General features: G+C 44.0%; 9 protein-coding genes. All 9 read right to left on the bottom strand.

The window, feature by feature from the left end; genetic code table 11:
- Window positions 1-345: 345 nt before the first annotated feature.
- The 9 genes from QW520_08440 to QW520_08400 all read right to left on the bottom strand — a co-directional run bounded on the left by QW520_08440 (window position 346) and on the right by QW520_08400 (window position 11,080).
- Window positions 346-1,890: an amidohydrolase family protein gene (locus QW520_08440; GenBank protein ID MEM0449830.1), complete on the bottom strand. Its 1,545-nt coding sequence runs from the start codon at window positions 1,888-1,890 to the stop codon at window positions 346-348.
- A gap of 86 nt (window positions 1,891-1,976) precedes the next feature.
- Window positions 1,977-2,681: an ABC transporter ATP-binding protein gene (locus QW520_08435; protein ID MEM0449829.1), complete on the bottom strand. Its 705-nt coding sequence runs from the start codon at window positions 2,679-2,681 to the stop codon at window positions 1,977-1,979.
- Window positions 2,668-3,408, bottom strand: a complete 741-nt coding sequence (locus QW520_08430; protein MEM0449828.1) for an ABC transporter ATP-binding protein — start codon at window positions 3,406-3,408, stop codon at window positions 2,668-2,670. Before QW520_08430 ends, QW520_08435 begins: the two co-directional genes overlap by 14 nt.
- Window positions 3,409-3,410: 2 nt before the next feature.
- Entirely contained in the window at window positions 3,411-4,397 is a 987-nt protein-coding gene (locus QW520_08425) for a branched-chain amino acid ABC transporter permease (GenBank protein MEM0449827.1), read from the bottom strand.
- Complete coding sequence (locus QW520_08420; protein MEM0449826.1) at window positions 4,390-5,295, bottom strand: branched-chain amino acid ABC transporter permease; 906 nt, start codon at window positions 5,293-5,295, stop codon at window positions 4,390-4,392. The genes QW520_08425 and QW520_08420 overlap by 8 nt, the downstream gene beginning before the upstream one ends.
- A 33-nt stretch (window positions 5,296-5,328) precedes the next feature.
- Entirely contained in the window at window positions 5,329-6,576 is a 1,248-nt protein-coding gene (locus QW520_08415) for an ABC transporter substrate-binding protein (protein ID MEM0449825.1), read from the bottom strand.
- A gap of 235 nt (window positions 6,577-6,811) precedes the next feature.
- Entirely contained in the window at window positions 6,812-8,287 is a 1,476-nt protein-coding gene (locus QW520_08410; protein ID MEM0449824.1) for a dihydroorotase family protein, read from the bottom strand.
- A gap of 35 nt (window positions 8,288-8,322) precedes the next feature.
- Window positions 8,323-9,702, bottom strand: a complete 1,380-nt coding sequence (locus QW520_08405; protein ID MEM0449823.1) for an MmgE/PrpD family protein — start codon at window positions 9,700-9,702, stop codon at window positions 8,323-8,325.
- Window positions 9,662-11,080 (bottom strand): flavocytochrome c, encoded by a 1,419-nt coding sequence (locus tag QW520_08400; protein ID MEM0449822.1) that lies wholly within the window; start codon window positions 11,078-11,080, stop codon window positions 9,662-9,664. The genes QW520_08405 and QW520_08400 overlap by 41 nt, the downstream gene beginning before the upstream one ends.
- Between the last annotated feature and the right edge of the window lie 237 nt (window positions 11,081-11,317).

Raw genomic sequence — 11,317 nt, 5'->3', positions numbered from 1 at the left:
GTGTTGAGGACAATTCTCTTCAATCCCGGAACCTTCGACAGATCAGGGATATGGACCTCTCTCAGCCATCGTTCATATTCCACCTGAGTTATCCCCGGCATAATATCATATCCCAAAATCGCCTTAACCATTTCCTCTTCTCCCTATCTGAGATGCCATTCATTTTTATCCTTTTTATCCTTGTTGCAGTTTTTTACATGACCTCCCTGATTTTGCAGTCTGAAGATATGTTTTTTTTGTGACGCCTTTCAAAAAACAACCTAAACATAAGTCAAACTTTTTGCCTACATCTTCTGGTTTAGCAATCGCTTTGGTTCTTTGATCGAGAACGCCGAAAACTTAAGGTTACGGCATCCCTTTGATTCGGGAGTTTGGGGAATAGAAAGGTTCAACACGTACCTTTTCTGTCCATCCCTCATAGTAACGAATCACGTGGCCCTTCAACTCATCCATCATGGCAATGAGCGTAGTCTCTTGGGATGTAGGGGGACGAGAGGCAGCTTCTCGCAAACGTGTGGCTAAGGCTTCTTCATCAACTGTTGTCACTTTACCTTCCTGAACTACTACTCGTCCATTCACAATGACTGTATCCACATGCCGTCCCTTCCCTCTATAGAGAAGTACTTCTAAGGGATCATGCTCTGAATTAACAAACGGATAGCACATCTCATCGTAATTAATTAGAACTAGATCAGCGTAGCAACCTGGTTCCAGTCGTCCCAGTACGTCTCCATAGCCGAGCAAATGAGCACTGTTCTCAGTTGCCATTTGAAAAACTCGACGTGGTAGGAGATAGGGAGAATCTAGCTCCAAGGAGGAAATACGATGTAGGAGGAAACAGACCTTCATCTCTTGAATCATATCATCGTCGTCATTTATCGATTTGCCATCGAGCCCCAACCCTACCTTCACCCCTGTCTCGATCATATGAAATACCGGTGCAATACCATTGCGAACTCTAAGGTTGCAAGATGGGTGATGGGTTACTCCAGTTCCAGTTTTTGCCATCAACTCTATGTCACTTGCGGTCGGCCAGACACAGTGTCCGATGACAAGACGTGGCCCCAAAAAGCCAATTTCGTCCATGTACTCGATAAGTGTCTTTCCTAAATACTTCAGACCATATATTTTCTGGAAGATTGATTGCATTGCATGAATATGGATTGGAGTTCTTAAACGATCGGCCGCTTTACGAATTTCCTGCAGGAGTTCCTTCGTACACCACTGAGGTGCTAAAGGTCCGAATCCGATCCGGCTCATGGGACCATCATACCGTGCATGAAGGCTTGATACTGCGTCAACATAGTTTGTCCCACTGACCCCCCCCCTTGAAGGCACGGATATGAGGAACTGTTTGAGTTTATCTGGAAGGCTATTAAGAAATTTCTCATTGTCTCCATAAACGAAGGGGTTACTATTTCTGATTGCAGGATTAAACTGAACCCTCAGTCCCGTATCTCTATAGGCACGAAGAGCTTCTTCAAATTCGTTTTCATAGTCGTCTGGGTTTTTCAAAATGTGATTATGCATGGTGGTAGTAACTCCCGACTTGAGAAGCCTCACCGCAGAAAATGCCACATCATCATAGGTCGAGATGGGAATATACTTTCGGGTGTCAAAAAGCCATGACTCGAGCGTATTATCAAGGGCACCCCGCTGAAAATCCGTTAGTCCTCTCCCGTGACTATGACCATTTACGAGGCCGGGGATCAAGAGGAACTCGTCACCTCCGAGTTCCTCCACCCCACGATACTGCTCTGCCAGGATAGAGTAAAGTCCTACATCAGCAATCGTGTTACCTGCTATAGCAACGGCTCCATCTCTTATTGGCTCACAGTCGTAACCAGGGACAACCCATCGAGCCCTGATGAGGGCTGTTACTTTAGCCATATATCCTCCATGAATCCGGACCAAAAGTCCAAAACATGATTGGAACGAAACGGTCTCGGTAGCCTCCAAAGGCTTTGTTTGCTCCCTTACAACCCCAAGTATAATTTCTTAATATGGGGATTACCCAGTAGCTCCTGTCCTGTCCCGGAAAGGGCAATCCTACCTTCTTCGAGCACAAAGGCACGATTCGAAATCGCTAGTGCATGCGATACATTCTGTTCGACAAGAAATATTGTAATCCCATCAGCATTGATTTCCCGGACCACTCTAAAAAGATCTTCCACAACCAACGGGGCAAGTCCCATAGAAGGTTCATCTAGAACCAGTAGGCTAGGTAATGACATCAATCCGCGGGCCACAGCTAACATCTGCTGCTCGCCACCTGACAACGTCCCAGCCGCTTGCTTTCTCCGATCCGCTAAGATAGGAAACATCCTCATAGCTCTCTCGAGGGATTCCCGTCGGCGAGACTTCGGCTTCTTAAGATATGAGCCCATGATGAGGTTTTCTTCGACCGTAAGCATTGGGAAGATCCGGCGCCCTTCAGGAACTTGTATAAGCCCCATGGCTACTCGCATATGGGGTGGCATGTGAGTAATATCTATATCCATGAAACGAATTGAACCCTTTGTTACCGGCACAACCCCTGAGATTGCATTCACAGTTGTACTTTTTCCTGAAGCATTGCTGCCCAGTAGAGATACAATCTCTCGCTCGTTAGCATCTAAGGTGACTCCTCGTAGAACCTGCACTTGAGCGTATAAGACTTCAATGTTATCAATGACCAGCAATGTGAACTCCTTTTCCTAAATAGGCCTCAATGACATTTATGTCCTCGCACACTTCTTGCGGGGTTCCTTGTGCGATACATATACCATGATTAAGAACGAGGATGCGATCACTAAGACCCATAATAACTCGCATGTGATGCTCAATAATAAGAAGAGAAATACCTTTTTCACGAACCCTACGTACTAGCTCGATGATATCCCCTTGTTCTTTAGGATTGAGCCCTGCCATCACTTCGTCAAGAAGCAGCAATTTGGGTTGGGTTCCCAAAGCCCTTGCAAGCTCTAGCTTCTTTCTGTCGGGAGGAGTCAGACTACTGGCAGGCTGGAGTGCTTTCCTATCAAGGCCTACAAATTGCAGGATTTCCCACGCACTCTGCTCCGTTTCCTCAACGTTAGTACATCGGTTGTAACAGCCCACAGCAACATTTTGTAAAGTAGTAAGGTGACTAAAAGGCTTCACAATTTGAAAGGTTCTCGTGATTCCCAACTTGCAAATCATGTGGGTGGGCATACCTACAAGAGAATGACCTTGGAATTCGATTTTGCCTGCGTCGGGACGGACAAATCCGGTTATCAGATTGAAGAGAGTTGTCTTTCCTGCACCGTTGGGCCCGATAATTCCTAGGATTTCACTTGGCTTGACTTGGAATGACACTCCCGATATTGCCTTGAGGCCTCGAAAGGATTTAGATACCGATTCAACGTTCAAAATAGACCCAGTACTCACGGTTAATATCCTCTTCTAAGCACTGTGGAAACAACTTTTCTTGCTATACCCATAATTCCATTAGGAAGAAACATAATTACTAAAATTAGGATAACTCCATATATCATGAGGTAAACACCACTGTAGGACTGAAAAGCGAGGCGGGTAATTTCTGAAAGAGGGGTAAGAAGCACGGAGCCAAGGAGTGGTCCCAAAACGGTCCCTGGCCCTCCAATTATGGGTCGGAGCATAATTTCTACAGAATTAACAACTCCAAAAGTTGAGTCAGGATCTATGTATAAAAGGTATTGGGCATACAACGTTCCTCCTATAGCGGTTAGGCCTGCACTGATGGCCATAGCTATCATCTGGGCCCTGAAGGTATTGACACCAAGAGCTTCAGCTGCATCCACATCCTCTCTTGTTGCGAGGAAGTAAAGCCCAAGTCGGCTTCTCTCAATCCTCCATGCCAGATATAGTGCTCCCGTCATCATCCACAGCGAGATAAGGTAGTAGGGTTCCTTCTTCACAAACTGCATAAGACCAGGAGTATTCCCTTTCAGAGGAATTGATATTCCCAGAGCGCCTCCTACCCAACTCCAGCCCGTGGCCGTCATATGGAAAATCTCAGCAAATGCAAGCATGATTAACGCAAAATAAGGGCCTCTAAGACCATAACGAAAACTAAGGAACCCTATGAAGCACCCCAAAACAATGCCAGCAGCGCAAGAAAAAAAGATTCCGATCCAAGGAGTCAATGTAAGACGGATAAAGAGAAGAGAGGAAACGTAAGCACCTAGCCCGAAAAACAAAGAGTGGCCAAAAGAAAATTGTCCCACGTATCCCCCGAGCACATTCCACCCCTGCCCCATTAGTGTAAAAAGAAAAATCATTATCATAATGTGTTGAATGCCCGGGAAAACCCAAGGCAGCACATGAAGCCCTGCCAGAATGGCAATGATGGCGAACCAAGTTTTGCGGCTAAGTTCGCGCCGCAGGTACTTATCCATTTCCCCTCCCAAACAGACCCGTTGGTTTAAAGAGCAGGATGATGATGAAAATACTAAAGGATATGATCGATTTCATTGCTCCTGGCAGGAACATTGCCCCCACACTATCTGCCAGCCCAATGATTAATCCCCCAATGAATGCTCCCAGCATATTCCCCATTCCTCCGAGAACGACCACTACAAAGGCTGTAATGACGAAAAGCCAGCCCACATAGGGATACACGGGAATAAAGGGGGTGATAGCCGCACCAGAAACGCCCGCACAGGCAGCACCAATTCCGAAGGTGACGATGTAAATACGCCGAATATTTACCCCCATAAGAACTGCTCCTATTGGTTCCTCGCTGGCAGCTCGGATTGCTCTCCCTAAGTCAGTTCTGGTAAGAATAAGGTAAAGAATGCCAGCGAGGACCATTGCAAAAACAAAAGCTAGGAGTCGGACTAGGGAAATTGAAACATCGCCAATATGGAAATTAATCTCCCCGTAAAAGGTTTTCATCATTCTATAATCAGGCGACCAAACGAAAACAGCAAAGTTCTCCATAAACAGAGAGACGCCTAGCGTCAACAGTAATTGATTATGTTCGGGTGCATTAAGAATAGGGTTAATAAGGAATTTCTGAATGCTGGCACCAATTAAGAACAGTGCGCCGAGTGAGACGAGAATAGAGAGATAAGGATCGATTTTAAATAAAGTAACGGTCCAATAGGAGGCGTACATGCCAAGCATGATAAGAGATCCATGCGCAAAATTGACCACTCGCATAACCCCGAAAATGAGCGTTAAGCCTATTGCCATAAGGCTGTAAACGCCTCCTATCAAGAGACCATTTAATAACGACTCAATAACAAAAGAAACTGTCATGGCATTAGATCCCGTAAACGTTCCAGCGTGCACCCAGCGAGATGCCACCTAGCGCTGACGCCTTTGTTACATTGGCTGTGGAAATACGAACTTAGCCTCAGAATATATATCGGGCCAAACAACAACGATCTTGCCCCCGAGAATCTGCATCATCGTTGCTTGTGCATTCACATTCTGTCCATCCGGACCGAACACTATGGGTCCCTGGGGCAAAATATGCTCTTTGAGATTAGTCTTCGCAAGAGCTTCTCTGACTGCCTCCCTTTTGGTAGATTTCGCCCTTTCAAGGGCATCAGCAAGGACATATATGGGCTGATAGGCGAACACTGTAGAGGGTCCCATCTCCGTTCCATAAACCTCCTTGTAACGCGCAAACGCTCTCTTGGTTAATGGACTCCTTGGATTGGCGCGATAGTTACCATCCATCACATGCTCAGTGAGGCTGCCCAACTCATCCACGAATTTTGGGTGTGTAAAAGCCCCGTTTCCACATCCTATAATCCCTTTCGCTTTTACCCTCATATCCCTTATCGTCTTTAGGACACGGACACCGTCTCCGAAATACCCCGTCGCCATAATCACATCAGCCCCTGATGCTTTTATTTTGCCCACTTCCGTAGAAACATCAGCTGCCCTGGGAGAATAAGGAATCTTTGCTATAACCTCCATCCCGTATTTTGGAGCGTGCTTTACCACATGGCCAGACAAGGAAACGCCAAAAGCTGTATCATCGTGGAGGTAAGCGATTGTCTTTACAGATTCGCTTGATACTTTTGCGATTTCGCTGATGTATTTGACGGTTTGCGAAGCCATCTGTTCAGCACTGGGTTGCACGCGAAAAGTGTACTTGAAACCCCGAGCCGTAACTTCATCAGCAACGGCGACAGTGACAACAAAAGGTATTTCGTGCCTTTCCGCTTGTTGGGAAGCTACTATTGTTACGGCGGATTGATAAGCTCCCATGATAGCCACCACACCCGCTCTTTGAAGACGCTCTACAGCTGAAACCGCTAATTCCGGTTTTCCCTCACTATCCGCGTCAAGGAGTTTCAGTTTAGCCCCACCTAACGATTTAATCCCTCCAGAAGCGTTTATTTCATCAACTGCCAATTGGAGACCCTTCTTGAGTTCCTGCCCATCAAAAGCCAGAAAACCAGACAATGGGTGGATGTGGCCGATTAATATTTCTTTGGGTTCCGTTGCCCTCAATACATATGGGAACCCGATCGTACCGGCTACGGCAGCAGTGCCAGCCACAGCCGTTCCCTTAATAAACTCCCTACGTGTCAACTTTTTCCTTTTGTTGGATAGCATCGCACACCTCCTTTGTTAATTTGTTTCTTAACACTTTTACCATCCAATCCCCTGCGGAAAGACACTAATAGCTATGGGGCATCACCTAATTGTAAACTCTGTTATGTCAAGCTCCAAAGCTTGTTCATGTTTACAGATGCCCAAGAAGCCATTGCCAACGACAACATAACAGAAAATAGTCTTTTATGACTACTCAACGGATTTTTGATCCTGATTCTATAATTTCCTTATAAGTTCAATTACTTGATGGAAGTTCATGTCTAAAGTGATACTTTACTGGACGCATGATATACTTCCCATCTCCTGGCCGACCAACAATCTTATCGTTTTCGAAAATTACTTTACCACGAAGAATTGTATAGACCGGCCAACCTTGATACTTTGCACCTTCAAAAGGAGTAAAATCCTGAGCAGAGTGTAGCGTATCCACGCTTACCTCTTTTTCTTTATCCAAATCAATAATAGCCAAATCCGCATCAGAACCAATGGCAATTGTTCCCTTTTTGGGATATAAGTCGTGATAAATGGCAGGGTTGTATGAGGTCAGCTCAGCCACTCTTTCTAACGACAATCCACGTTTTCGGTATCCCTCGGTTAGCAACAAAGGAAACATAAGTTCAGCACCTCCAAAACCAGCTAAAGAGGTCCAGATATCCCCTTCTTTAATCTTTTTTGAAGCGCAAGCGCTATCGCTCACCACTGTCTTAATATCGCCACCGATAACAGCTTTCCACAAACCTTCGACATGTTCTCTCTCCCGAATGGGTGGATTGACTTTCCCCAGTATTCCGTATTTGATATCATTCGATAGACCCAAATGATGTAGCGTTCCTTCTAAAAGTATATTTAGCTCTGGATGCTTTTTCACCACTTCCTTTCCTGCTTCCACAGCATCGATACTTGAGAGGTGAAGTAGGTTGACAGGGCACTTGGTCTCGGAAACTAAGACTTCAACTTCTTTAATGGCCATCTTTTCCGAAAACGGTGGTCTGGCGTCACTATAATCCTTTAAGGGATTCCCTGACTCATGTTGTCGGACATATTGAGTCTTTGCGTTAATAATCTCTGGTTGTTCACAATGTAGGCTTAGACTGACCCTACCATAGTCTCTGTAAATTTTATAAACCCGTGAAACTTCTTTCATATAGTTATAAAGAAATCCAAGATCATAAGATGTGTTGAGCAAAAGATACTTATCGCTTCCAGGCGCCCCTGTTAAGTCAAGCATTTTATAAAACATAAAATACTTGAATGTTGAAACACCAAATTCACTCACTAGCATTTCGATCTCAGTCATTTGCTCCGGGTTCATGATAGTTATATGGTAGGCATAATCGGTATAAAACGAATTTTTCGACTTCTCTAAAACCTCTGGAAAAATCTGCTTATAGGGCCCCGATTTATTCAAATAATTTTTCCCTGTCCGAAAATAACTGCATATTGTTGTTATCCCTCCCCAAGCCGCAGATCTGGATTCACTTAGTGCATCTTCATCCATGGATCTGAAGATCCCTATATGGAAATGGGAATCCACTGCCCCTGGGAAAACATATTTACCAGAAGCTTCCAAAACTCTCCCAACTTCTTTCGTCGTGATCTCCTTCGATATGGCCGTTATTTTCTCTCCACTAATGCCGATGTCCGCTTTAATCAAGCCTACTTTAGGAATAACCAGATTACCATTTTTAATAACCAAATCGTATGATGTCATGTTCACACCCTCCCTTCGATTCCAGTGAATTTCATTTAAAGTCCTTCTGTATAATTTCTGATGTTATCGAAGGATTCTATCTTATTAGTCATATCTAAAATCTCTTCTGCTCTCTTTAATCCGTACACGGGGGCTGTAAGATTTAAAAACTTGTCCTTGATTTCTTTTGTTGAATAGGGATCCTCAACGTCTCCCTTACTTACGAAAACCGTCTCTGTAAATCGTTCTCCACTTTTCATGACTATGGTCACTCGAGAAGGCCGGCGAGAAGGCATCATACTTGTAAATTCAGGATTTTCCTTTACCTCAATACGAGCGATCAACTCTTTAATTTCTTCTTTACCTAATTTATCTGGAAAGAAACTTTCTACTCCGGAATTTCCATGGACAATTGTTGTTGCAATAGCAAAAGGGAGAGAAAACTTCGCTGCTAACATGTTTTCAGGGGTTTGGTTATTGAGTTGAGCTGCTAAAGAATATGTCTCAACATCAATTTTTCTAATGCCCTCTGGATCAAGTCTTTTACCCTCTTGTTTCTCCATGATCTTATAGAGGGCATCGAGGGTTGAATGATTGTAACGGCAACAGGCATATTGCTTGAAATAATTTCTGGTAATTTCGTATTGCAAGCCAAGGTCTTTCACCATCATGGACGGGCTAAATGAATCAGAGACCACAGCCCCATAGACCGAACTAATTCCGTCCCCCTCACCTGTAAATCCACTTAGTAAAAGGTAATATGCTAATATTCCCATATAACCGCTTACCCCAGCGTAGAGATTTCTGACTGTACCCCCTTCCAGCATCGTCCTCCTTGATGTAGCGAGTGCCAAAGACGACGAAATATTAATTAAAGTCTTCATCTGATTGGCATTGATGTTCATCAATTTACCCACTGTTATTGCAGCACCTATCGTTCCCCATGTACCATGAGGATGCATCGTCATCCTCAACTTAGATGCGATACCGATTCTGCAAGCGATTTCGTAACCGAGAACAACTGCTGTGATAAACTCCTTTCCAGAGACTCCTTTTTCTTCTCCCATTGCAAGGGCTGCTGGGACTACATGAATTCCAGCATGTCCCCTAGCAAATTGATTTCCTTCGTCCAATTCGAGCCATGTTCCTGCCGTCCCGTTAATGAGTGCGGCATTTAATGGATCAGTTTTCCTCTTCTGTCCAATAAGTGTGCAGATTAATGGTCCTGAAAAGGGGGCTAAATTTCTTGACATGTCTTTTGGCTCTTCTAGCTGGGCCCCGGCTGTAATAGCCCCTATCGTATCGTAAATAACTTTTTTTGTTTGTTCCAGAATATTGGTATTGAAGTCATCGAAATCGGTATTAACTAAAAATTGACAAATTTGATCCAGGTATTCAGGCATCTTTAGCACCTTCTTTGATAGAAGCTCCGGCATCCTCCCCAGCTAGTTTGCCAAGGACAGTTGCAGTCAGGAGGCCGTTTCCTGAACAGTAACCACTAACTCCTGATCCTGAGACACCAACCGCTACACCTCCGCCTGCATAGAGATTGGGAATGGTACTCCCATTCGGCTTGAGGACTTGGCCTTTCTTATTAACTTTTAGCCCTCCCTGAGTATGAAACAATGCCCCTGTCACTTTAACGCCGTAAAACGGAGGCCTTAGTGGTCCTTTAAAATTTCGGCGGCCAAATGGATCTTCTATTTTTCCTTGGGCTGCGAGATTATAAGATTCGAGAGTCTTTCTCAATTCCCCGGAAGGAAGGTGAAATATTTCGGCCAACTCTTCAATTGTATCTGCCTTTTTCACGGCACCTATTTCGATACATTGTCTAAAATCTTCAAAACCCAGCACAGAATGATAAATTCTACTGTCAAAAATCTCGATAGCTATTTTATCTTCTTGATTTAGGACTTCGATCGCATGCTCAGAATATCCCGTATATTCATTCGAAAACCTCTTGCCCTTTTTGTTGACCTGAATCCCCCCATTCACAATCACAACCCACGTAAGGAGGGTCGCATGAGGAAAGGCAACAGACCCGTGGGCTTGATAAGCACTCATGCATTCGGTAGCAGCCCCCAATTCCATACCCCATAGTATTCCTTCTCCTGTATTTCCCTCATGCCCGAAATAGAATGCATCTGCCATTTCAGGAATATACTTCTTCAACATTTCTTTATTATTTCCGAAACCATTACACGCGAGAATCGTTTTCTTAGCTCGAACCCTATTAATGCCCTGCCCAAATATTTCTACTTCCAATCCAATGACACCACCGTCTTTATCTGCGAGTAAATCTCTCACTGGTGCTTGAGTAACAAGCAGTATATTTTCTCTCTTCGAAATTATATTACGTAATTCTTTTACAATCTGTTCCCCTTTACGAGTGGATGGAGCATGAATTCGATGTCTCGAATGACCCGGATAAATGAAATCTGTTAGGATATCCAAATGTATTCCTATAGAATCGACAAGCCATTCAACAAGGTTCTTAGATTCCCTGCATATATGTAGCGTAATTTCTGGATCGCTTTCGTAATTGTTTTTCTTAAAAATATCCTCTGCCATAAGTTCTGGTGAATCCTCTATTCCCGCTGCTCTTTGAAAGCGAGTTCCTGCAGCAGGAATCATTCCCTGACTTAAAGATGTATTCCCACCTACCTTTTTCTCTTTTTCAAGTAGCAATACCTCTGCTCCCTTTTCCTCTGCTGCCAATGAAGCGATCATTCCACAAGCTCCAGCTCCTATTACGGCAACATCTATTTCCATATCCCAAGATATTTCTCTTTCTTTTTTCAACATTCGGATCATTTTTTTAGCTCTGACAATAACAATACTAAACTCTTGCACTTTTTAGGGCGTGCATAAAAAAGGCTGTTATCCTAAAATAGGCTAAAGAAAGCAGCAACTTACCTTAGCCCAGAAAGGAGAACAGCCTATGAGAATCCGAAATGCCAAACAAGAAATCCGGAACATATTATCCTTCTTCTCCGAAAGTTTTTCAAGACCTTCTTTTAAGATGTTTACTTCCTTTATTATCGGTTTTAT

The sequence above is a fragment of the Methanomassiliicoccales archaeon genome (genome assembly GCA_038740345.1).
In the GTDB taxonomy this organism is placed as follows: domain Archaea; phylum Thermoplasmatota; class Thermoplasmata; order Methanomassiliicoccales; family UBA472; genus JAJRAN01.
Note: the sequence above shows the minus strand (reverse complement) of the source record. Positions and strands in the feature narration are given on the sequence as shown.

Coding starts and splice junctions, on each gene's coding strand:
- QW520_08440 (MEM0449830.1), bottom strand. CDS start 1,890: ATGGCTAAAGTAACAGCCCTCATCAGGGCTCGATGGGTTGTCCCTGGT.
- QW520_08425 (MEM0449827.1), bottom strand. CDS start 4,397: ATGGATAAGTACCTGCGGCGCGAACTTAGCCGCAAAACTTGGTTCGCC.
- QW520_08415 (MEM0449825.1), bottom strand. CDS start 6,576: ATGCTATCCAACAAAAGGAAAAAGTTGACACGTAGGGAGTTTATTAAG.
- QW520_08410 (MEM0449824.1), bottom strand. CDS start 8,287: ATGACATCATACGATTTGGTTATTAAAAATGGTAATCTGGTTATTCCT.
- QW520_08405 (MEM0449823.1), bottom strand. CDS start 9,702: ATGCCGGAGCTTCTATCAAAGAAGGTGCTAAAGATGCCTGAATACCTG.
- QW520_08400 (MEM0449822.1), bottom strand. CDS start 11,080: ATGATCCGAATGTTGAAAAAAGAAAGAGAAATATCTTGGGATATGGAA.